At 67.8% G+C, this 20,159-nt stretch carries 21 protein-coding genes, 1 tRNA gene and 1 pseudogene; 9 read left to right on the forward strand and 14 right to left on the reverse strand.

What is annotated here, in order from left to right; translation table 11 throughout:
* Window positions 1–97: 97 nt before the first annotated feature.
* The 3 genes from BKK79_RS03770 to BKK79_RS03780 all read right to left on the reverse strand — a co-directional run bounded on the left by BKK79_RS03770 (window position 98) and on the right by BKK79_RS03780 (window position 3,062).
* Window positions 98–1,132, reverse strand: coding sequence for a FecR family protein (locus tag BKK79_RS03770; protein ID WP_071037169.1), 1,035 nt, complete (start codon window positions 1,130–1,132; stop codon window positions 98–100).
* Between the two features lie 130 nt (window positions 1,133–1,262).
* A complete protein-coding gene (locus BKK79_RS03775; protein WP_071012229.1) occupies window positions 1,263–1,763 on the reverse strand; it encodes a sigma-70 family RNA polymerase sigma factor in 501 nt (166 codons plus the stop codon).
* 396 nt (window positions 1,764–2,159) lie between these two features.
* On the reverse strand, window positions 2,160–3,062 hold the full coding sequence (locus tag BKK79_RS03780) for a LysR family transcriptional regulator (protein WP_071037171.1): 903 nt from the start codon (window positions 3,060–3,062) through the stop codon (window positions 2,160–2,162).
* Between the two features lie 102 nt (window positions 3,063–3,164).
* Here BKK79_RS03780 and BKK79_RS03785 point away from each other — a divergent pair, with 102 nt between their 5' ends.
* The 4 genes from BKK79_RS03785 (at window position 3,165) to BKK79_RS03800 (ending at window position 6,550) form a co-directional block, all read left to right on the forward strand.
* Entirely contained in the window at window positions 3,165–3,794 is a 630-nt protein-coding gene (locus BKK79_RS03785) for an NADPH-dependent F420 reductase (protein ID WP_071037173.1), read from the forward strand.
* Window positions 3,795–3,819: 25 nt separating this feature from the next.
* Window positions 3,820–4,653 (forward strand): DODA-type extradiol aromatic ring-opening family dioxygenase, encoded by an 834-nt coding sequence (locus tag BKK79_RS03790; protein ID WP_071037175.1) that lies wholly within the window; start codon window positions 3,820–3,822, stop codon window positions 4,651–4,653.
* Window positions 4,650–5,327 carry an alpha/beta hydrolase gene (locus tag BKK79_RS03795; protein WP_071037176.1) on the forward strand — a complete coding sequence of 226 codons (678 nt, stop codon included), beginning with the start codon at window positions 4,650–4,652 and terminating at the stop codon, window positions 5,325–5,327. The genes BKK79_RS03790 and BKK79_RS03795 overlap by 4 nt, the downstream gene beginning before the upstream one ends.
* 203 nt (window positions 5,328–5,530) lie before the next feature.
* Window positions 5,531–6,550 (forward strand): VTT domain-containing protein, encoded by a 1,020-nt coding sequence (locus BKK79_RS03800; RefSeq protein ID WP_232346292.1) that lies wholly within the window; start codon window positions 5,531–5,533, stop codon window positions 6,548–6,550.
* 142 nt (window positions 6,551–6,692) lie between these two features.
* On the opposite strand, the gene BKK79_RS03805 is transcribed toward BKK79_RS03800, so the two are convergent.
* From BKK79_RS03805 to BKK79_RS03815, 3 genes and pseudogenes are all read right to left on the reverse strand, one after another.
* Complete coding sequence (locus BKK79_RS03805) at window positions 6,693–7,919, reverse strand: patatin-like phospholipase family protein (RefSeq protein WP_071037177.1); 1,227 nt, start codon at window positions 7,917–7,919, stop codon at window positions 6,693–6,695.
* Window positions 7,916–8,701 (reverse strand): 3-hydroxybutyrate dehydrogenase, encoded by a 786-nt coding sequence (locus tag BKK79_RS03810; protein ID WP_071012217.1) that lies wholly within the window; start codon window positions 8,699–8,701, stop codon window positions 7,916–7,918. Before BKK79_RS03810 ends, BKK79_RS03805 begins: the two co-directional genes overlap by 4 nt.
* Before the next feature lie 77 nt (window positions 8,702–8,778).
* Window positions 8,779–9,048 (reverse strand): annotated as a pseudogene (locus tag BKK79_RS03815) (acetoacetate decarboxylase family protein); the annotation flags it as partial.
* A gap of 448 nt (window positions 9,049–9,496) precedes the next feature.
* Here BKK79_RS03815 and BKK79_RS03820 point away from each other — a divergent pair.
* Window positions 9,497–9,775 carry a hypothetical protein gene (locus tag BKK79_RS03820; RefSeq protein WP_071012215.1) on the forward strand — a complete coding sequence of 93 codons (279 nt, stop codon included), beginning with the start codon at window positions 9,497–9,499 and terminating at the stop codon, window positions 9,773–9,775.
* 34 nt (window positions 9,776–9,809) lie between these two features.
* On the opposite strand, the gene BKK79_RS03825 is transcribed toward BKK79_RS03820, so the two are convergent.
* Complete coding sequence (locus tag BKK79_RS03825; RefSeq protein WP_071037178.1) at window positions 9,810–10,256, reverse strand: hypothetical protein; 447 nt, start codon at window positions 10,254–10,256, stop codon at window positions 9,810–9,812.
* Window positions 10,256–11,071: a DODA-type extradiol aromatic ring-opening family dioxygenase gene (locus BKK79_RS03830; protein WP_071012212.1), complete on the reverse strand. Its 816-nt coding sequence runs from the start codon at window positions 11,069–11,071 to the stop codon at window positions 10,256–10,258. Before BKK79_RS03830 ends, BKK79_RS03825 begins: the two co-directional genes overlap by 1 nt.
* Before the next feature lie 196 nt (window positions 11,072–11,267).
* Between BKK79_RS03830 and BKK79_RS41930 the strand changes: the two genes are divergently transcribed.
* On the forward strand, window positions 11,268–11,402 hold the full coding sequence (locus BKK79_RS41930) for a hypothetical protein (protein WP_257786753.1): 135 nt from the start codon (window positions 11,268–11,270) through the stop codon (window positions 11,400–11,402).
* Window positions 11,403–11,661: 259 nt separating this feature from the next.
* Here BKK79_RS41930 and BKK79_RS03835 read toward each other — a convergent pair.
* The 6 genes from BKK79_RS03835 to cysS form a co-directional block, all read right to left on the reverse strand.
* A tRNA-Ser gene (locus BKK79_RS03835) sits at window positions 11,662–11,755 on the reverse strand.
* 131 nt (window positions 11,756–11,886) lie between these two features.
* Window positions 11,887–13,137, reverse strand: a complete 1,251-nt coding sequence (locus BKK79_RS03840; protein ID WP_071012207.1) for an aspartate kinase — start codon at window positions 13,135–13,137, stop codon at window positions 11,887–11,889.
* A 211-nt stretch (window positions 13,138–13,348) separates the two neighbouring features.
* The gene (tilS, locus tag BKK79_RS03845) at window positions 13,349–14,797 is read right to left on the reverse strand and encodes a tRNA lysidine(34) synthetase TilS (protein ID WP_198173313.1); all 1,449 of its coding nucleotides are present in this window, start codon (window positions 14,795–14,797) and stop codon (window positions 13,349–13,351) included.
* A complete protein-coding gene (locus tag BKK79_RS03850; RefSeq protein ID WP_071012203.1) occupies window positions 14,763–15,734 on the reverse strand; it encodes an acetyl-CoA carboxylase carboxyltransferase subunit alpha in 972 nt (323 codons plus the stop codon). The genes tilS and BKK79_RS03850 overlap by 35 nt, the downstream gene beginning before the upstream one ends.
* A 115-nt stretch (window positions 15,735–15,849) precedes the next feature.
* Window positions 15,850–16,623, reverse strand: coding sequence for a DNA-3-methyladenine glycosylase family protein (locus BKK79_RS03855; RefSeq protein ID WP_083384022.1), 774 nt, complete (start codon window positions 16,621–16,623; stop codon window positions 15,850–15,852).
* A complete protein-coding gene (cysS, locus tag BKK79_RS03860; RefSeq protein ID WP_071012201.1) occupies window positions 16,608–17,996 on the reverse strand; it encodes a cysteine--tRNA ligase in 1,389 nt (462 codons plus the stop codon). The genes BKK79_RS03855 and cysS overlap by 16 nt, the downstream gene beginning before the upstream one ends.
* 238 nt (window positions 17,997–18,234) lie before the next feature.
* Here cysS and BKK79_RS03865 point away from each other — a divergent pair, with 238 nt between their 5' ends.
* From BKK79_RS03865 to BKK79_RS03875, 3 genes are all read left to right on the forward strand, one after another.
* The gene (locus BKK79_RS03865) at window positions 18,235–18,909 is read left to right on the forward strand and encodes a tetratricopeptide repeat protein (RefSeq protein ID WP_071012200.1); all 675 of its coding nucleotides are present in this window, start codon (window positions 18,235–18,237) and stop codon (window positions 18,907–18,909) included.
* A gap of 99 nt (window positions 18,910–19,008) precedes the next feature.
* Window positions 19,009–19,608, forward strand: coding sequence for a peptidylprolyl isomerase (locus tag BKK79_RS03870; RefSeq protein ID WP_071012198.1), 600 nt, complete (start codon window positions 19,009–19,011; stop codon window positions 19,606–19,608).
* 26 nt (window positions 19,609–19,634) lie between these two features.
* Entirely contained in the window at window positions 19,635–20,135 is a 501-nt protein-coding gene (locus tag BKK79_RS03875) for a peptidylprolyl isomerase (protein ID WP_071012197.1), read from the forward strand.
* Window positions 20,136–20,159 lie beyond the last annotated feature (24 nt).

A 20,159-nucleotide genomic window follows, 5' to 3' on the forward strand; every position in this document is an offset into this window, starting at 1 on the left:
CACGTCAGCTTGCTCTCGGGTTGCGTCCGGGGAGAAGACGGCCCGCCTCAGCGGGCGCCGTCGACATGAAGACGAAGCCCGCGCGCAAAACCTGAATCTATGGCGAAAAAATTTCCGCGCTGCCGTCGGCCAGCTGGCGGACGGCGACCGGCAGGAAGTGTGGCAGTGCCGCCAGCAGGGCATCGGGATCGTCGGCGCTGAACACGCTGCTGACGCGCAGCCGCGCGGCCACGGCATCGGCCACGCGCACCGGCTGCCGGCGATAGCGCGAGACTTCGGCCGCCACCTCCGACAAGGGCCTGTCGTTGAACACCAGCTTGCCGTCGCGCCAGGCCAGCGCGGCGGACAGGTCGACCGGCGCCGCCGGCGCGACCGCGCCGCTGCCGTCGACCGTGGCACCCAGCCCCGCCGTCAGCCTGACTGCCGCCCCGGCCTTGCGCGGCGCGTCGGAGTGCCCGCGCACGTCGACCGAACCGGACTCGACCGCCACCTCCATGCCGGCCGTCCGGCGGCGCACGTCGAAGCGGGTGCCGGTCACCGTCACCGATCCGGCGCCCGCGTCCACGATGAATGGCTGCGCGCCGTCGTGCGCGACCTCGAACATCGCCTCGCCCTCGAGCAAGGCGACGTCCCGCCGCCCGGCCTGGAAATGCACCGCGACGCGGCTGCGCGTGTTGAGCTGGATGCGTGAGCCATCCGGAAGGCGGACCGTGCGGCGCTCGCCCGGCGCGGTGCTGAACGCGGCCTGGTAGGCTGCCGGAACCTGTGCGCCGGCCACCCTGCCGCCCGGCTCGGGCACGGCGGACTGCCAGGCCAGCCAGCCACCGGCAAGCGCCAGCGCGCACGTGCCAGCCACCCAGGCGCCTCGCCGCCCCGGCCAGCCCACCGCCGCCCGCCGCGCCGCAGGCATTCCCGCCCCGCCAGCCGGCTCGGCCAGCGCGCGCAAGCGCGCCGCATCCATGGCGCCGGCAGTTCCCCAGATCCGCTCCAGGGCCGCGTACTCGGCCCGGTGCCGCTCGCTTGCGGCCAGCCACTCGGCCAGGGCCTGCCGCTCCTGCGCGCTGATGTCGGGATCCTGCGCCCGCGCGAACCAGCGCGCGGCGGCATCACGGGAACGATCGGCTTTACTCATAGGTCGGGGCAGTCGGACACCTACCGGGACACCGGGCGCAGCCGGGCGGGAGCGGAAACAGGAACGGAAACAGGAACGGAGACGGATTCGGCATCGGGCGGGACATGGGGCGAGGCGCTCGACGAAGTGCTCAGTGCGGACCCAGCGCCCCCACGCGATCGCGCAGGTGCCGCATCGCGCGGATCATGTACTTCTCGACCATGTTCTTCGAGACACCGAGGCGCTCGGCGATCTCCTGCTGCGAGCAGCCGTCGAGGCGTTGCCACACGAACACCTGCCGGCACTTCAGCGGCAACTCGGCCAGCGCCGCTTCGATCTGCGCGGCGAACTGCACCGCGCTGCACTCTGCCTCGGGATCCCCGCAGGTTGCGGGATGGGACTCGATGCTGTCAAGCGCCAACGACTCGCGGCCGCCCTGCTGCCGGAACGCGTCGATCGCCAGGTTCCTCGCCGTCCGGTGCAGGTAGGCCCGTGCCTGCTCAGGGGCTGCCTTGGCCTCCAGGACGCGCAGCAACGCATCCTGCGTCAGGTCTTCGGCGGCATGGCGGTTGCTCAGTTTGCGCGTCCAGGTGTTCACCAACTCTTCGTAGTAGGCGAACAGCCCCAGCGCTCGCAGGGTCCGGGACGGCATCGGGAACGCGGCTCAGGATCTCGCCTCCCCGCGCTTCGCTACGACGGCGAGGTACTTGGGAAGGGAAGGATTGGAAATGAAGCGTGGCCTGGTGGACCGGGATGCATCGCCGGGAAGGGCGCAGCACGATCACGCAGAATCGCAAATGCGACGCATTATCATTTCATTCGTCACTTGGCGTCAATAGGCGGCCGGACCGCCTCCCCTCCCGGAATGGCCCTCCGCCGATCGCGCGGCCGGTGCCGTCGAACAGCTTCAGCGGAACCAGGCGCTCTTGCGCGAAGCGAGGGCCTGGGAGCTCTCGACACTTCCGCTCGATTGAGCGATTGAGCGATTGAGCGACGGCACAAGGGCTGGCCCAAGGCCGGACGGCACCTGGCATCGGGCAGCATGAGTTCAATCATCCCAGGCGACATCGACGAAGCACTCCGCCAGATAGCCGATCAGGGCGCGGACCTTCGGCGGCAGGTGCTTGCGCGAGGGATAGACCGCATAGATGCCCAGCTCGACGGATCGGTACGCCGGGAGAATCTCCACCAGGTCGCCGCGGCGCAGGTCTTGGTACAGCATGAAGCTCGGCTGCAGCAGAATGCCGCCGCCGCCGATGGCGATGGCGCGGCACGTGTCGCCGTTGTTGCAGCGTACGGTGGAGTGCGTCTGCACGCTGACCTCGCCCTCCGGCCCGGTAAAGCGCCATTCATTGCGGGTGGCGAAGTGGCTGTACGCGATCACGGGGTGCGCGGCGAGATCGGCCGGCGTCGCCAGGGGTGGATGCCGCGCCAGGTAGGACGGTGCGGCGCAGAGACGCATGCGCGTGCTGGCAAGGCGCCGGCCGATGAGCGAGGAGTCCTGCAGGCGCGCGATCCGCACCGCCATGTCGAAGCCTTCCTCGACCAGGTCCACCACCCGGTCATTCAGGCTGATATCCAGTTCGATGCGTGGGTGGGCGCGCAGAAAGTCCGCCCACAGCGGCGCGAGATGCTGGATGCCGAAGCTCAGTGGCGCGCTCAGGCGCAGCACACCGCTCGGCTCGACGGCACCGGATGCCACGGCGCTTTCCGCGGCGTCCATCAGCCCCAGGACCTCGCGCGCCTGCTGGTAGAAGCCCCGCCCTGCCTCGGTCAGTGACAGGCGTCGCGTCGTCCGCTGCAGCAGCCGCACCCCGAGCCGTGCTTCCAGGGCGTTGACATGCCGCGATACGGCGGCCTTGGACATGTCCAAAGGCTCCGCGGCCGCGATGAAGCTTCCCTTGTCGACGACGGTGCAGAAGACCTGCATTTCGAGTGCACGATCAGTCATAGGCTCGATAATCGAGACAATTTATCGCATTAGAACATCTTTATCTCGAAATCTGAATCCATAAACTGAAGGCATCTTCCCACTCCACCTGGAGACACCGAGATGCACATCACCCTCATCGGCACCGGCAATATGGGCGCCGCCTTCGCGCGGCAACTGGACCGGGCCGGCCACCAGGTCCGGATCACCGGCCGCGACCTGGCCAAGGCCCAGGCGCTCGCGGAACAGTTCCCCCATGTCGAAGCCTACCCGGCCGCGCAAGCCCTCGGAGACAGCGAGGTCGTGATCGTCGCCACCGCCTACCCGGATGCCGTCGGCGCGCTGCGCAGCCTCGGCGACCTGCGCGGCAAGGTGGTCATCGACATCACCAATCCGCTGACCGCGGACTACATGGGCTTGACCGTCGGCCACAGCAGCAGCGCAGCCGAGGAAATTGCCAAGGCGCTGCCCGGCATCGAGTTGGTCAAGGCCTTCAACACCTTGTTCGCGCAGGTCCTGGCAGATGGCCCGCTGTTCGCCGGCGGGCAGCGCGGCAGCGTGTTCGCCGCCAGTGACAGCGAGCGAGCCAGGCAGACCGCGCTGGCGCTGGCACGCAGTCTCGGCTTCGAGGGCGTCGATGCCGGCGGCCTGGTGAATGCCCGTTACCTCGAGCCGCTGGCCGGCCTGAACATCTACCTTGGCTACGGCGCCGGCCTGGGCACTTCGATCGCCCCGACCTGGATCCACAAGTAAGCAAGCCGCCCAGGAGATGACCGCCATGCGCCATGCCTTTCCGACCCTGTTCGTTTCGCACGGCGCCCCGACCTTTGCCCTCGAACCCGGCCTGGCGGGGGCAAGCCTGATGGCGCTGGGCGCCGAACTGCCGCGTCCTCGCGCGATCGTCGTCGTGTCCCCGCACTGGATGACCCGGGGCGGGGTCGGCGTCACCGCCAGCGAGGCGCCCGCGACGCTGCACGATTTCGGCGGTTTCCCGCCGGCGCTGTACCAGCTCGGATATCCGGCGCCCGGCCTGCCTGCGATGGCGGAGGAAATCCGCCGGCTGCTGTCGGCGGCTGGATGGTCCTCGCTCGCCGATCCGCGCCGCGGACTCGACCATGGCGCCTGGGTGCCGTTGCTGCACCTGGTACCGACGGCCGACGTCCCGGTCCTGCAAGTGTCCTTGCCCATGCCGCTCGATCCGCTTGGCGCCTGGCAACTCGGCCGGGCCCTGCGGCCGCTGCGCGAGGCGGGCGTCCTGCTGGTCGGCTCGGGGAGCCTGACCCACAATCTGTATGAATTCCGAGCCGCCCGCGCCCCGGTCGAAGGATATGTGGAGCGCTTTGCCCGCTGGACGGCGCATGCTCTGCAGGCCGCGGACCTGGACGCCTTGCTCGACTACCGCAACCGTGCCCCCGAGGCGGAGCGCGCCCACCCCACGGAAGAGCATATCCTGCCGCTCTTCGTCGCCCTGGGGGCCGCCGGCGAACACTACGCGCTGCGCGTGCTCGAAGGCGGCGTGCAGCACGGCGTGCTGGCCATGGACCACTATCTCTTCTGCCCCTCGACTGTTCCCTCCGCACAGGACATGCTGCACGCAGCCATACCATCATGAACGCAACCATCGTCTTCTCCGAACTCCAGCAGGAGCCGCATTCCGGCCTCCAATTCCGCATCGGCCGCGGTGCCGAAGCCCCGCTGGCCCGTGTCCTGCTGCTGCATGGCGTAGGCGGCAACGAGGACAACCTCGCCAGCCTGGCCCGCCATCTGCCCGCCGGCGTCGAGGTCCTGCTGCTGCGGGCCCCCTTGCCACTCGGCGCGCAAGGCTTCGCCTGGTTCCAGGTCAGCTTTACCGCCAACGGCCCGGTCATCCGTGCGGAACAGGCTGAAGACAGCCGCCTGCGCCTGCTGCGCCTGCTCGACGCATTGCCGCCGCTGCCGACCGTGATCGCGGGATTCAGCCAGGGCGGCATCCTCAGCGCCAGCGTCGGGCTCAGCGCACCGGAGAAAGTCGCCGGCTTCGGCCTGTTGAGCGGACGGATCCTGCCCGAGCTGGAAAGCCATATCGCGCCAGTGGAAGCACTGCGCTCCCTCTCGGCCTTCGTCGGGCACGGCCGGCGTGACGACAAACTGCCCGCGAAGTGGGCCGAGCTGGCCGAAGCGTGGCTGCAGCGTCTCGGCGTCAGCCACCAGACCCGCTTCTACGAGATGGGGCACGAGATCATCGGAGAAGAAGTCGCCGATTTCATCCAGTGGCTGCGCCCGACCCTCAACCTGGGCCTCGACTGATTGCACGCCGTCGCCGGCGCGCTCCGGAGCGTCTCCGATCGACCGCGGCGCAGGACTTGCCATCCCTGCCGGCAGCGCATCACGCTCCGCGCGGCACCGCATCATGGCCTGTGCGACAATGCGGCACGCCGACATGCAAGTCGGGCGCCCCCAGCGCTTGTGCCCCAGCGCTAATCAATCCTGAGCGGAGTCAGTTGTTGCCGATGGTTTCCCCCGCTTTCATTTCCGAATGGGGAGCTTGGGCCGTGTTCCTCAGTGTGCTGGTCACACAACTCGGCGCGCCGGTTCCGGCCGCGCCCATGCTTCTGCTCGCCGGCTCGCAGGTCGCGGCCGGCTTCGTCTCCTTCGGTTCGGTATTCGCGGCAGCCGTCGCCGGTGTCCTGATCTCGGACGGACTGTGGTTTACGCTCGGACGCCGCTACGGACGCCATCTCCTCACGAGACTGGTCCGCGTATCGCTGTCGCTCGACTCGAGCATACGGCGGACCCACGCCTGGTTCGAGCGGTACGGAGCGCCGCTGCTGCTGGTCGCGAAATTCGTCCCCGGCCTTGGACTGGTCGCCTCCCCGCTGTTGGGCAGCACCAAGATCGACCGGAGGATCTTCTTCTCGTGGGACCTCGCCGGAGGGGCGATGTGGTCGGGCGCGTGGCTCGCCGGGGGAACCCTGTTCGGTTCGCAGCTGAACCGCATGATGCTGGCGGTCAGCGCGCACGGCATCACCGTCGCCGAAACGCTGCTCGCGGTCGTGGCAGTATTCCTGGCCTACCGGTGGATCCAGCGCCTGCGCTTCCGCCGCTGGCTCGCACATATCCGGATCACGCCTCAGCAACTCGATGCGATGATGCGGTCGGAGCACCCTCCGGTCATTCTCGACGCACGCCCGCACGCCGTCCGCCAGGCAGAGCCGCACCGCATTCCGGGCGCCATGCTCATCGACCTCGCCTCCCCTGGGAAAGTCGATGAGGCGCTGCTCGAACATGACCTCGTCGTCTATTGCGTCTGCCCGAACGAAGCCACCGCCAAGACGATATCGCAGCAGATGCGCCGCAAGGGCTTCCGGCACATACGCGCCTTGAAGGGCGGCCTGGATGCGTGGGAGCTTCACGGCTACCCGGTGGAGCCCTTGTCCATGGCGGCCGGGGCCGGACCGCAGGGTTCCGGGGATGCCCGAAAGGACGACGACAAGGGCGAAGTCACTGTGCGGGCGATTGCTCCGGATTGAGAGGCTGGCACGGCAGTGAGGCCGGGCTGCCGGCCGGATCGGCGGGTCAGCGCACCGGCGCCCTGGCGGCCCGATGCAGCCTCTCAGCGCGTTGACCGTCGCGCCCGGGATTACGCCGCCGTCCCATGCCGAGGCAAACCTGTCACGGCGTGACGGCCTTGCGATGGACGTCATGCGTCACGAAGCCCGCGTCATTGTCCGGCAGGGCAAGACCATCCTTGTTGGCGAGTGTCCTGCGGATATCGGCGAGCCCGGCGGACCAGTGATCGCGCATGGTCGACAGCCCGAACTGATAGTCCTTGTAGTGACGCTCGTGCGCCTTCTGCTGGTAGATCAGGTGCTGGATGTTGTATTTCTTGCTGCATGCCAGCGCCTCGGCCTCGAGACACCAGGGGTCGCTCCGGCGCTGCGCCTCCGGCAACTGATCGAGCACCTTGCGCAGCACGTTGCGATACCGTTGCTCGCGCTCCAGCGTATCGGTAACGAAGCGCGTCCGGCTCGAATACTGCACATCCTTCGTCCGCTCGGTGACGGCGCCCATGGTGCGCGGCAGCGGTCCGCGCGCGCTCCACAGGTCCACCTGGAAGGCGAGCGTATCGCGGCGCGGCCGTGCGCCCAGCACCTCCATCAGCGGCGTGTTCGACACGACGCCGCCGTCCCAATAGTATTCGCCATCGATCTCGACGGGCGGGAACGCGGGCGGCAGCGCACCCGACGCGATGAAGTGCTCCGGCGCGAGGCGCGTATGCACATTGTCGAAGTAGACGAAGTTGCCGGTGCCGACATTGACCGCCCCCACTGAAACGCGGGTCTCGCCGGCGTTGATGCGATCGAAATCGCACAGCTTGAGCAAGGTCGCGCGCAGTGCGGAGGTGTCGTACCAGCTGATCTTCTCCGGATGGTCGGGCACGCCCGGCAGCGGCGGCGGAAAGCGCGGCACGAAGAAGCCCTGCTGGCCCTGCATCATCGCGCTCGCGGCCTGCGACGCGGTGAAGAGCGTGCGCACCTGGTCGATGCTGTTGAACAACGCTGACTCGAACGCCACCGGGATCGCCGGAAAGAACGCGGGCTGGCAGATCGTCTCCCAGAACTGGCGCAGCCGATCGACGCGATGCTCGGGCGCATTGCCCGCAATCAGCGCGGTGTTGAGCGCGCCGATCGAGATGCCCGCGATCCAGTCGAGGGGGATGCCCGCCTCGTGCAGCCCCTCGAAGACTCCGGCCTGATACGCGCCAAGGGCGCCACCGCCCTGCAGCACGAGCGCGATCGTCTCGTAGGGCAGTGCGCGCGGAGCGCCCGCCCCGCCCGCCTCGTGGCGCGGCTCGACCGGATCGATGGCCTGCTTTTCGGTGCGAGCGCGCGGCTTCATTGCATGAACCAGCCGTGGCTGACCACAAACGACTGGCCGGTGAGCGCGGCGCTCGGGAATGCCGACAGGAACAGCACGGTCTGGGCGACGTCCTGCACCGTGGTAAACACACCGTCGACCGTATTGCCGAGCATCACCTTCTTCACCACATCCTCCTCGCTGATTCCCAGCTCCTTCGCTTGTTCCGGAATCTGCTTCTCCACCAGCGGCGTGCGCACGAAACCCGGGCACACGACATGCGAACGCACATTGTGCCTGGCGCCCTCTTTCGCCAGCACGCGCGCCAGCCCCAGCAGGCCATGCTTCGCCGTCACGTAGGCCGACTTGAGCGGGGACGCCTCATGCGAGTGCACCGACCCCATATAGATCACCACGCCACCGCGATCGTCCTTGTACATGTGCTTGAGCGCCGCCTTCGTCGTCAGGAACGCGCCGTCGACGTGGATCGCCTGCATCTTCTTCCAGTCAGCGAACGCATAGTTCTCGATCGGGTTGACGATCTGGATACCCGCGTTCGACACCAGGATGTCGACCGAGCCGAAGGTCTCGGCCACCTTGTCGATGCCGTGGTTGACAGCATCCTCGTTCGTCACGTCCATCGCGACGCCGATGGCCTTGCCGCCGGCCTGCCGGATCTCTTCGGCAACGGCATTGGCGCCATCCTGGTTCAGGTCGGCGATCGCCACCGCTGCGCCGGCCTTGGCCAGCTCCAGCGCGATTTCCTTGCCGATGCCGCTCGCGGCGCCCGTGACCACTGCGGTCTTTCCGTTCAGCGTGCTCATGCTCGAACTCCTGTCTTGATCGTTGGTGGGAGAAGATGATGGGCCGTCGGCGTCGTTGCGCCAGGTAGTCGTGGACGACTTCGCCCAGCCCATCCGACGGGGATCACCTGGCCGCTTTCGGTGTAGTCGCCGAATCCGGTCGAGTCGGCCATGCGGATGAATTCGTCGTGCACGATCGGCTCGGTGATCTGCAGGGGCTCCGGCACGATTTCGCGCAGGCGGGCCGGATCGGTGCGGCAGGTGATGATCAGGAACTCGCGATCGACGAAGCGGTAGGGACCCAGGGGAAACGCGGGGCTGGTCAACGGCATCGCGAACGCCTTCGATCGGACATCGCTGGTCTTCATGCGGACTCCTTGCCGGGGGTTCGCCATCGCGGATGAGGAGCCGCCATCGTAAGCCTGTCCATCGTCGTTGCGCAATGCCGCAAGCGGGAAATTCCGCCGCGCGGTCCGTGTGGCCGCTCGAGCGGAAATGTCGATATGGACAAGAAGAGACGCCTGCGCAGCGCCCCGCCGCGCCAGGTGCCGGCGAAGAGGCCGGCGGCCAGGGGCCTCCATCCTCTCGAAGTCCGGTTGCATCATGTCACCCGGGCGCGCCGCGGCGCTTTCCACCGGTAACGTCCTTTCCAGCCGGGCGCGGCCCCGCTATGCTGATTTCTATGCTGACCCAGTCGCCGTGCAGCGCGTGTTGGATGAAACTTCCCGCGCTCGCGCTCGACACAGAGCGATCGCCGCGCATCATTGCCGATGCAGAGTGCGTCGCGCCCACCTGAACCCGCGCAGGAGATTCCCCATGCAATTTCTGATCGCGTTCACCATGGCACTGCTGGCATCCGGTGCAGCCCTGGCTGCCGGACCGGCGAATCCCCCGGACCGCTATGACTATGACATGCACGTCACCAACAAGGACGGCTATGTCCCGGACGCCGCCAGGTCGACGGACAAGTTCGATCCGTACACGCAGGGCGCCAACCAGAGCACGCGCTCGAACCTGACCAGCGCCAAGGACAAGATGAAGCACACCAAGAGCGGCAAGAAGACGGCTCCGGCACACCCGAGCACGACGGAGTAAGGGGCCGGCGCAGCCGCCACGAGCGGCGCGGCCTTCAATCCCCGCGCCCGATCGCCGCAAAGCCGAGATGGTGCATCCACTCGCGCAGGATCAGCACGGCGCTTGCTTGGCGCCGGTCGGCCAGGCCTGATCGGCCGGCCGGCCTGCCGTGCGCCACGGCCACGATTTCGTTGAAGCGCGCTTCGATCTCTTCGATGCTGCGCAGCGCCTCGACACCGGGAGGCAGTTCGCCCTCCACATGGAGCAAGGCGCCGGAGGGCAACTGACGCGCGAGCGGCATCACCACGTTTTCGACGTATTCGATGGCGGCCTCCAGTTCCATGGCGGAGGGAGGCTCGCTGCGCAAGGGACCGGGGCGGACATTGTCCAGGCCGAGCGCCAGCGTGAGCGCGTGGCGGCGCCCATCCGCGCTGCTGACCAGCACCTCGGACCGGACGGAACCGAGCAGGAGGCGGACGACCGCCGCAGGTGTGCCGGACATCAGCCGAAGCGATAGCTCGAAACCGAGATGCCGCCGGCGAAACCGTCCTCGTGATAGACGCGCGTGGCGGCCTCGTTCTCGGCGGCACCCGCGGCGACCATGACGGGAATCAGGTGTTCTTCGCGCGGGTGGGCCTGGCGGGCAGCGGGTGCCTGCTCCCATCGCAGCAGCCGTTCGGTTCGGGCACTGCCTTCGTGATGCATCAGCGCATCGCCCAGCCAGCCATCGAAGGCCGCCGACGCGGCCTGGCCCGCCGGGCCGAAGGCACGCAGATTGTGGTAGCTCAGGCCGCTGCCGACGATCAGCACCTCCTCGTCGCGCAGCGCCGCAAGACTGCGGCCGAGGCGGATATGCGCCTCGGGGTCGAGCCCGCGCAGCAGCGACAGCTGTACCACCGGCACGTCGGCCTCGGGAATCATGACGGCCATCGGGGAGAACATGCCATGGTCGTAGCCGCGCGCGGCATCGATGTCGGCCGGCAACCCTGCCGCGCGCACGAGTTCGAGGGTACGCACCGCCAGCGCAGGAGAACCGGAGGAGGCATAGCGGACCTGGTAGGTTTCTTCAGGAAAGCCGTAGTAGTCGTAGATCATGCCCGGGCGCTCCGCCCCCTGCACGGTAAAGGCAGGCGCCTCCCAATGGGCCGACACCATCAGGATCGCCTTCGGCTTGCGTCCCACCTGGCGCGGCATGTCGGCAAGCGCGGCCGCCAGGCGCGCATACGTGGTCTGCAACGCCTGTGGCATCCATGGCCAGGGGCCGCCACCGTGCGAAATGAAATACGTGGGCATGCGGGCTGAGGTACTTGGGGTCATGTCGGGTCCTGGTCTGCATCGCGGTGTGGCGAGACACGGGCATCCTGGGCTCTCGCTTCCGCCGGTATCCGTACTGTACGCCCGGCAATGCCAATCCGGGCAGCCGCAGCGGTGGGAGCCGGCTCCTGGAATACCGCAAGGCGGTGGACCGCGACACGCCGAGGGACGCTGCCGCGGGCCCCTGACGCGGATCGACATGCTGCTGGCCGGCCAGCAGGAAGCGGTGGCCAACCTCGTGCGCTTGCACCTGCGCAACGCGGTACGCGAGAGACCGGATCGCAAACGGGATCATTGGTTTGCGGCATGGAGAACTGCCGCCACCAACGCCTGAGAAACGACCACCAGGCATACGTGCGCACCGAGGTCCGGCCCGGCAATCGGGGGCATGCCTGGAGAGAGATCCGGACAGAGACCGCTATCGCGCCTCGGCAAGACAGGGAACATGGCATGACACTGCTTCTCCGGGAAGCAGGCTGCGAGGCAAGCCGTGAAGCAGTGGTCAGGGCGTGGGAGCGTGGGAGCCCTTGAAGAACGCCCAAAAAACAAAACCCCGGAAGACCGCGATCTTCCGGGGTTCCGCCGCCATTAACTGGCGGAGACGGAGGGATTCGAACCCTCGATCCAGGTTTTGGCCCGGATGCTCCCTTAGCAGGGGAGTGCCTTCGACCTCTCGGCCACGTCTCCCAAACTTGCGTTGTGCAAGGGAGGCTGCACAACGAAGCACGCATTCTAGCGAGGCTAAGTCAGTTGGTCAATGATAATTCGATGACAACTGCACTTTTTTTTCGTGCCCCGCCAGCAAGCAGGCGAATGCGTCAGGCCTGCTCGAGTTCGAACGCCTTGTGCAGGGCGCGCACGGCGAGTTCCATGTACTTCTCGTCGATCAGCACCGAGATCTTGATTTCCGAAGTGGAGATCATCTGGATGTTGATGCCCTCTTCCGACAGCGTGCGGAACATCTTGCTGGCGATGCCGACGTGCGAGCGCATGCCCACGCCCACCACCGACACCTTCGACACCTTCGGGTCGCCCAGCACGGTGGCGGCGCCGATGTGGCCCTTGACGCCGTCGTTCAGGATCGCCAGCGCGCGCTGGTAGTCACCGCGCGGCACGGTGAAGGTGAAGTCGGTCTTGCCGTCCACCGACTGGTTCTGGATGATCATGTCGACGTCGATGTTCGCGTCGGCGATCGGGCCCAGGATCTGGTAAGCGATGCCGGGCTTGTCGGGCACGCCCAGAACGGTGATCTTGGCCTCGTCACGGGCAAAGGCGATGCCGGAGATGACGGCTGCTTCCATGTCAGACTCTTCCTCAAAAGTGATCAGCGTGCCCGAATGCATTTCCTGTTCGAGCGGCAGCAGGGGGTCGGTCAGCGACGACAGCACGCGGGTCTTCACGCGGTACTTGCCGGCGAACTCCACCGAGCGGATCTGCAGCACCTTGGAACCGAGGCTGGCCATTTCCAGCATTTCCTCGAAGGTGATGCGGTCCAGGCGGCGGGCATCTTCCACCACGCGCGGGTCGGTGGTGTAGACGCCGTCGACGTCCGTGTAGATCAGGCACTCATCGGCCTCGATGGCAGCGGCGATCGCCACGGCCGAGGTATCGGAGCCGCCACGGCCCAGCGTGGTGATATTGCCGTCGGCGTCCATGCCCTGGAAGCCGGTGATGACCACCACGCGGCCGGCGTCGAGGTCAGCCAGGATGCGCTCGTCGTCGATCGACTCGATGCGGGCCTTGGTGAAGGCCGAATCGGTTTTCACCGGCACTTGCCAGCCGGTGTAGCTGACGGCGTCGATGTCCTCACCGTGCAGGGCGATGGCGAGCAACGCGACGCTGGCCTGCTCGCCGGTGGAGGCCAGCATGTCCAGCTCGCGCGGGCTCGGCTGCGCCGAGATCTCCTTGGCGAGGCCCAGCAGGCGATTGGTTTCGCCCGACATGGCCGAAGGCACCACGACTACGCGGTGACCGGCGCGGTGCCACTTGGCCACGCGCTTGGCGACATTCTTGATGCGTTCCGTGGAACCCATCGAAGTGCCGCCGTATTTGTGAACGATGAGAGCCATCTTCTTGTCGACGCCAGCGATTGTGCAAAACCACTGAAAATACACCAAGAACCCTTGTCAGGCAAGGCAGCAGGTCGATCAGCGCACGAGTCGGACATCACGCCACATCTCGATCTCACACCAGGCAGGGCGCCGCCACTGCGCGGCCATGTCCCGCGGCAGTCACGCAGGCGTGCCGGCGATACCTGTGAGCGGCTTCCTCGTCCAGGCTTCATCCAGGCCTCACCCAGGCCTCGTCGCCGCCCCGCTCCACCCACTCGACGCGCCAGCGCGCTCCCGTCCCGGCGTCCGGCCAGCGCCGGTGCATGCCGAGCCCGGCGGCCAGCACCAGCGTATCCCCGGCCCACAGCAGCGGCAGCGCGGCGCGGCGCCAGGCCGGTACGCCGGCCTCCTGGTAGGCCTGCTTGAGCGCCCGCGCGCGGCCGCCCGGCCGCAGCACGATGCGTTCGCCGCCACGCCGGGGAGCCAGCGCAAGCGGCTGGCGCAGCACCGCCTCCGGCACGCCGAAGGTATCGTCGCGCGTGAAATGGAGCGCGCCCTGCCAGGCCGGCACCGCCAGGCTGGCCTCACCGTGCCAGGCCAGCGTCACCGTTGCCTGCGCCGGCAGCGTGCGCGCGCGGCATGCCAGCACCCGGCCCTGGAAGCGGCGCAGGACGATGTCCTGATGATGGAGTGCCGGCTCGCCTCCGGCATGGTCGAGCAACTGCGTGCGCATCGCCGCCAACCGCGCTGTCGACGGCGCGTGCATGCCGAGTTCGCGCAGCCACAAGCGCAGCACCGCATCGGCCTGGCCTTCCGGCAAGGCCCGGAGCCCGTCCAGGTCCAGCTCGGCCAGCGTGTCCGCGTCGCGACCCGGGCCGGCCAGCCGCGCCAGCCGCTCGGCGGCAAGCTGGTCCAGCAGGGCACCGGCCTGGGCGAAGTGCGCGGCCGCCTGAGCGACATTGGCGCGCAGCGCGGGGAAGGCCGCCAGCAGGTCCGGCATGCGGCCGCGCAGCGCATTGCGCGCGAAGCGCGGGTCGGCGTTGGTGGGATCCTCGACCCAGGGCAAGGCATGCGCCGCGCAGTAGGCATCGATGGCTTCCCTGCCCTCGTCCAGCCAGGGACGCAGCAGCAGCACGTCGGACCCGGGCGCGAGCCGCCTGGCCGCCGGCATGCCGGCCATCCCGGCCACGCCGGTGCCGCGGAACAAGCGCAGCAGCACCGTTTCGACCTGGTCGTCGAGGTGGTGGGCGAACAGCAGCAGGCCGGCCCCGGCGTCGCGGCACATGTCTGCCAGCGCCGCATAGCGCGCGCGCCGCGCCGCCGCCTCCAACCCTTCGCCGGCCAGCGGCCGCACCACCGCGCGGCGCACGAAGTAGCCGACCTGCCAGCGCGCGCACAGGTCCGCACAGAAGGCATCCCACTGGTCGGCCTGTGCCTGCAGGCCGTGGTGCACGTGCAGCGCCACCAGCCGCGCCGGCAACGCGCCGTCGGCAAGCGCCGCGCGCGCGGCATGCAGCAGCGCCACCGAATCGCGCCCGCCCGACAGCGCCACCGCAACGGCTCCCGCCGCACCGCCAGAAACAACAAAGGCCGCACCGCCCCGCAGGGACTGTGCGACCTTGTCGGTCAGGCGCGCGGAGGGATCACTCGCGGGCGCCGGTTTCCTTGAACTTGCCATAGGCCAGCAGGCGCTCGTGGCGCCGTGCCTGCAGTTCCTTCACGCCCATGCCCTGGAACTGGCGCAGCGCATCGGCGAGCGAGCGCTTGAGCATGGCGGCCATGCCCTTCGGGTCGCGATGGGCGCCGCCCAGCGGCTCGTTGACGATCCTGTCGATCAGGCCAAGCGCCTTCAAGCGGTGCGCGGTCAGGCCCAGCGCCTCGGCGGCCTCGGGGGCCTTCTCGGCGGTCTTCCACAGGATGGAAGCGCAGCCCTCGGGCGAGATCACCGCATAGGTGGCGAACTGCAGCATCTGCACCACGTCGCCCACCGCGATGGCCAGCGCGCCGCCCGAGCCGCCTTCGCCGATGATGGTGGCGATCAGGGGCACCTTCAGGCCGGCCATCACATACAGGTTGTGGCCGATGGCCTCGGACTGGCCGCGCTCTTCCGCGTCGATGCCGGGGAACGCGCCCGGGGTGTCGACGAAGGTGAAGATGGGCAGGCCGAACTTGTCGGCGAGTTCCATCAAGCGCTTGGCCTTGCGGTAGCCCTCGGGCTTGGACATGCCGAAGTTGCGCAGCGCGCGCTCCTTGGTGTCGCGGCCCTTCTGGTGGCCGAGGACCATGCACGCCTGCCCGTTGAAGCGGGCCAGGCCACCGACGATGGACAGGTCGTCGGCGAAAGCACGGTCACCGTGCAGTTCGTGGAAGTCGGTGAAGATTTCCCGCACGTAGTCCAGCGTGTACGGACGTTGCGGGTGGCGGGCGATCTGCGCGACCTGCCAGGGGCTCAGGTTCGCGTAGATGTCCTTGGTGAGCTGCTGGCTCTTGCCGGCCAGCCGCGAAATCTCTTCGGAAATATCGACGGCCGAGTCGTCCTGCACGAAGCGCAGTTCCTCGATCTTCGCCTCGAGTTCGGCGATCGGCTGCTCAAAATCCAGGAAGGTGGTTTTCATGAAGGCACATGTACCTGTCTGTGAAGGGGCGCATTCTACCGGAATTTACCCCCGATCTTATCCGCCGGCAGACATCGCCGGCGACACTTTCTCGCAAAATCTTCGCGAGAAGAAACTAATACGTCACCGGAAGCGGATCCAGGCTGCGCCACATATACCAGGTGGCCACCGTCCGCCACGGCTCCCAATTGGCCGCGACCTCGCGCGCCTCGCTGCGTGTGACCGGCTCGCCGCTGAAGTAATTCGTCGAGATCGCGTTGATCAGGCCGATGTCGTCGAGCGGCAGTACGTTGGGCCGCATCAGGTTGAACATCAGGAACATCTCCGCGGTCCAGCGGCCGATGCCGCGGATCTGCGTCAACTCCGCGATCACCGCCTCGTCGTCCATCTCCGCCCATTGGTTGACATGCACGCGGCCGGCCTTGAAATGCTCGGCCAGGTCGATGATGTACTCGGCCTTGCGCCGGGACAGGCCGCAGGCGGCCAGTTTCTCGGTGCCGGCCTTGACCAGCTGTGCCGGCGTCAGCTTGGGACAGGCGACGACGAGCCGCTCCCAGGCCGCCTGCGCGGACTTGACCGAAATCTGCTGCCCCACCACCGAGCGTGCCAACGTGATGAACGGGTCCCCGCGCGCGACCAGGTGGCCCGGGCCATAGGTGGGAATCATCTTGCGCAGGATGCGGTCACGCTTCATCAGGTCGGCGCAGGCCTCGTCCCAGTAGGCGGGGCGCACGACCTCGACGTCGCTGTCGACCGGCAGCGGCACGGCGCCGCCCTTGCCGTCCGCCTTGGCCACGCCGGCAGCCTTGCCGGCGCGGGCCGGCGCAGCCTTGGCCGCGCTGGCGGCGGCGGGCGTCTTGCGCGCGACAGCGTTCAAGCACGCCTCCATTCGGTCACGCCACCCGGCTTGTCTTCCAGCACCACGCCGGCCGCCAGCAGTTCCGCACGGATGCGGTCGGCCTCGGCGAAGTTGCGCTCGGCCTTGGCGGCCTTGCGCGCGGCGATGCCGGCCTCGATCTGCGTCGCATCCAGTCCGTCGGAGGTGCTGCCCGCTTGCAGGAAGGCATGCGGGTCGCGCTGCAACAGGCCCAGGGTGCCGGCCAGCGCCTTGAGCTGGCGCGCGGCGGCGGGCGAAGCGGTACGGTTGACTTCGCCGGCGAGGTCGAACAGCACCGAGAACGCGATCGGGGTATTGAAGTCGTCGCACATGGCCTCGCGGAAGCGCTGCGCATGGGCTTCGTTCCAGTCGAGCGGCTCGCCGTCGGCCTGTGCATCCTTCAGGGCCGTGTAAAGACGGGTCAGGGCGTGGCGCGCATCGTCGAGATGGGCCTCGCCGTAGTTCAGCGGACTGCGGTAGTGGGCGCGCAGGATGAAGAAGCGCACCACCTCGGAATCGTAGGCCTTCAGCACGTCGCGGATGGTGAAGAAGTTGCCGAGCGACTTCGACATCTTCTCGTCGTTCACGCGCACGTGGCCGTTGTGCATCCAGTAGTTGACGAAGGGCTTGCCGCTGGCGCCCTCGGACTGCGCGACCTCGTTCTCGTGGTGCGGGAACTGCAGGTCGGCGCCGCCGCCGTGGATGTCGAAATGCTCGCCCAGCAGCGTGCAGCTCATGGCCGAGCACTCGATATGCCAGCCTGGACGCCCGCGACCCCAGCGCGAATCCCACTTGCTCTCGTCCGGCTCGCTGGCCTTGGCAGACTTCCACAGCACGAAGTCGAGCGGATCCTGCTTGGCCTCGTTGGTGCTGACGCGCTCTCCCGCGCGCAGGTCTTCGATCGACTTGCCGGAAAGCCTGCCATAGCCGGGGAACTTGCGCACCGAGAAATTCACGTCGCCGTCCGCGGCCTGGTACACCAGTCCGTTCTGCTCGAGCTTGTCGATCAGGTTGAGCATCTGCGGCACGTACTGGGTGGCGCGCGGCTCGTGGTCGGGGCGCTGCACGCCAAGTGCCGCCGCGTCCTCGTGCAGGGCATCGATGAAGCGCTCGGTCAGCGCGCCGATGGTCTCGCCGTTCTCGGCGGCGCGGCGGATGATCTTGTCGTCGATGTCCGTGATGTTCTGCACATAGGTCACTTCATAGCCGATGGTGCGCAGCCAGCGCTGCACCATGTCGAATATCACCATGGCCCGCGCATGACCCACGTGACAGTAGTCGTACACCGTCATGCCGCAGACATACATGCGGACCTTGCCGGGTTCGATGGGCACGAAGGGCTGCTTGGCACGCGCGAGCGTGTTGTAGATATTCAATGAATGCATGAAACGAAGTGAATGATGGGGGAAGCACGCCGACGGTGTGCCGCCTGGCCGGGCGCGTACTGCAGTACGGATCACTGATTGAATCACTTCCAGCCGAGCCGGCGCTTGCTCCAGCGCAAGACTGGCGCGTCCCATATCTTACCGGAAGCGCGCCTGGCGGTCGCCGCGGGGCGGCCGAGCGCGTACCGCCCGTCCACGCTTTGCTAGAATGCCGCCGAGTATAACGGACCGCCCGAAAATGAGCCTGCTCCTGCCCTCCCTCGAATTCGCGGCCGCGCGGCTTCGGGCCCGCCGCGGCGCCGCCGCGGCAACCGCTGCCGTGCTGCTGGCCGGCCTGCCTTGCCTGGCCCAGGCCCAGATGCCGATGTCCCTGGCCGCGCCGGCGGCCTCCACCCCGGTGCGCTCCGCCGACCCGGGCATGGCCGACGCTGAGAAGGCCGTGAGCCAGAAGCATTACGCCCAGGCCGTGGAGCAGTTCGACCGCGTGCTGGCGGCCAATCCACGCAACGTGCAGGCGCGCTTCGAGCGCGCCTGGGCGCTGGCCCAGGGCGGCCGCGAGCAGGACGCCGAGCGCGCCTTCGCGGAGATTGCCCAGGACTTTCCCGAGTTGCCGGAACCGCACAACAACCTGGCGCTGCTGTATGCCCGGCGCGGCGAGTTGAAGCGGGCCGAGGCCGAGTTGCTGCTGGCGATCGACGTCAATCCGGCTTTTGCCGTGGCCTACACCAACCTGGGCGACGTCTATCGCCGCCTGGCGGAACAGGCCTACGCCGACGCGCTGCGCCGCAGCCCGGGTGATGCGCGCGCCAGCGCCGCCCTCGGCCAGTTGCGTCAGGCGGCAGCGCCCGCCGCACCTGCCGCGGCCAAACCCGCCGCAGGAGCGAACCCGGCCTCGTCCCCGGCAGCGCGCTGAGATCCACCCGGCCGCGCCCCCCCGCTTCGCGCCAGGCCGCTGCGGCGCGCCGCGCCGGGCGGCCGCGCGGCATTCCCCTCGTCACCCAAGGAGTCCGTCATGTCCCTTTCCAGACGCCTCGCCATCGCCGGCATGCTGGCCGGCGCCCTCGCCCTGAGCCCGCTGGCCGCGCTGGCGCAGTCCGCGCCGGCGGCCAAGCCCAAGGCCGAGCGGGTGCAGTTCACCACCAGTGCCGGCAAGTTCACCGTCGAGGTCTACCCGGACGCGGCGCCGAAGACGGTCGCCAACTTCCTGGAGTACGTCAAGAGCGGCTTCTATGCGGGCACCATCTTCCACCGCGTGATCAATGGCTTCATGATCCAGGGTGGCGGCTTCGACCGCGAGATGAACGAGAAGCCGACGCGCGCGCCGATCCCGCTCGAAGCGCGCAACGGCTTGAAGAACAAGGCCGGCACCATCGCCATGGCACGCACCAGCGACCCGAACTCCGCCACCGCGCAGTTCTTCGTCAATGTGGTAGATAATCCCAACCTCGACTATCCGGCACCGGACGGCAACGGCTACGCTGTCTTCGGCAAGGTGATCGATGGCATGGATACCATCGATCGCATCAAGGTCGCCCCGACTACCGCCTACGGGCCGATGCGCAATGTGCCGGCCACGCCGATCGTGATCCAGTCGGCCAGCATCGTCCAGTAGGCATTGACCCAGAGAAAGGAAAGCAGATGTCCAAGGTTCAGCTCCAAACCAGCGAAGGCGTGATCACGCTCGAACTCGATGCCGAGAAGGCTCCCAAGACGGTGGAGAACTTCCTGTCGTACGTGCGCAAGGGCCACTACGACAACACCATCTTCCACCGCGTGATCAAGAACTTCATGATCCAGGGCGGCGGCTTCGAGCCCGGCATGAAGCAGAAGGGCACCGACGCGCCGATCGACAACGAAGCCGGCAACGGCCTGAAGAACGACCGCTACACGGTCGCCATGGCACGCACCAACGCGCCCCACTCGGCAACCGCCCAGTTCTTCATCAACGTGGTCGACAACGACTTCCTGAACTTCTCGTCGCCGACGCCGCAAGGCTTCGGCTATGCCGTGTTCGGCAAGGTGGTCGAAGGCACCGAGGTGGTCGAAAAGATCAAGGGCGTGCGCACCGGCAGCTCCGGCTTCCACCAGGACGTGCCGCTCGAAGACGTGATCATCGAGAAGGCCACCATCGTCGAGTAATGCCTCACGCACCGGCGCGGGCCG

Source organism: Cupriavidus sp. USMAA2-4, from assembly GCF_001854305.1.
GTDB lineage: Bacteria > Pseudomonadota > Gammaproteobacteria > Burkholderiales > Burkholderiaceae > Cupriavidus > Cupriavidus malaysiensis.

Excerpts from the sequence above, each read along its gene's own strand:
- BKK79_RS03770 (WP_071037169.1), bottom strand. The coding sequence starts at position 1,132 with ATGAGTAAAGCCGATCGTTCCCGTGATGCCGCCGCGCGCTGGTTCGCG.
- BKK79_RS03775 (WP_071012229.1), bottom strand. The coding sequence starts at position 1,763 with ATGCCGTCCCGGACCCTGCGAGCGCTGGGGCTGTTCGCCTACTACGAA.
- BKK79_RS03780 (WP_071037171.1), bottom strand. The coding sequence starts at position 3,062 with ATGACTGATCGTGCACTCGAAATGCAGGTCTTCTGCACCGTCGTCGAC.
- BKK79_RS03785 (WP_071037173.1), top strand. The coding sequence starts at position 3,165 with ATGCACATCACCCTCATCGGCACCGGCAATATGGGCGCCGCCTTCGCG.
- BKK79_RS03790 (WP_071037175.1), top strand. The coding sequence starts at position 3,820 with ATGCGCCATGCCTTTCCGACCCTGTTCGTTTCGCACGGCGCCCCGACC.
- BKK79_RS03795 (WP_071037176.1), top strand. The coding sequence starts at position 4,650 with ATGAACGCAACCATCGTCTTCTCCGAACTCCAGCAGGAGCCGCATTCC.
- BKK79_RS03800 (WP_232346292.1), top strand. The coding sequence starts at position 5,531 with ATGGTTTCCCCCGCTTTCATTTCCGAATGGGGAGCTTGGGCCGTGTTC.
- BKK79_RS03805 (WP_071037177.1), bottom strand. The coding sequence starts at position 7,919 with ATGAAGCCGCGCGCTCGCACCGAAAAGCAGGCCATCGATCCGGTCGAG.
- BKK79_RS03810 (WP_071012217.1), bottom strand. The coding sequence starts at position 8,701 with ATGAGCACGCTGAACGGAAAGACCGCAGTGGTCACGGGCGCCGCGAGC.
- BKK79_RS03820 (WP_071012215.1), top strand. The coding sequence starts at position 9,497 with ATGCAATTTCTGATCGCGTTCACCATGGCACTGCTGGCATCCGGTGCA.
- BKK79_RS03825 (WP_071037178.1), bottom strand. The coding sequence starts at position 10,256 with ATGTCCGGCACACCTGCGGCGGTCGTCCGCCTCCTGCTCGGTTCCGTC.
- BKK79_RS03830 (WP_071012212.1), bottom strand. The coding sequence starts at position 11,071 with ATGACCCCAAGTACCTCAGCCCGCATGCCCACGTATTTCATTTCGCAC.
- BKK79_RS41930 (WP_257786753.1), top strand. The coding sequence starts at position 11,268 with ATGCTGCTGGCCGGCCAGCAGGAAGCGGTGGCCAACCTCGTGCGCTTG.
- BKK79_RS03840 (WP_071012207.1), bottom strand. The coding sequence starts at position 13,137 with ATGGCTCTCATCGTTCACAAATACGGCGGCACTTCGATGGGTTCCACG.
- tilS (WP_198173313.1), bottom strand. The coding sequence starts at position 14,797 with ATGGCAAGTTCAAGGAAACCGGCGCCCGCGAGTGATCCCTCCGCGCGC.
- BKK79_RS03850 (WP_071012203.1), bottom strand. The coding sequence starts at position 15,734 with ATGAAAACCACCTTCCTGGATTTTGAGCAGCCGATCGCCGAACTCGAG.
- BKK79_RS03855 (WP_083384022.1), bottom strand. The coding sequence starts at position 16,623 with ATGGAGGCGTGCTTGAACGCTGTCGCGCGCAAGACGCCCGCCGCCGCC.
- cysS (WP_071012201.1), bottom strand. The coding sequence starts at position 17,996 with ATGCATTCATTGAATATCTACAACACGCTCGCGCGTGCCAAGCAGCCC.
- BKK79_RS03865 (WP_071012200.1), top strand. The coding sequence starts at position 18,235 with ATGAGCCTGCTCCTGCCCTCCCTCGAATTCGCGGCCGCGCGGCTTCGG.
- BKK79_RS03870 (WP_071012198.1), top strand. The coding sequence starts at position 19,009 with ATGTCCCTTTCCAGACGCCTCGCCATCGCCGGCATGCTGGCCGGCGCC.
- BKK79_RS03875 (WP_071012197.1), top strand. The coding sequence starts at position 19,635 with ATGTCCAAGGTTCAGCTCCAAACCAGCGAAGGCGTGATCACGCTCGAA.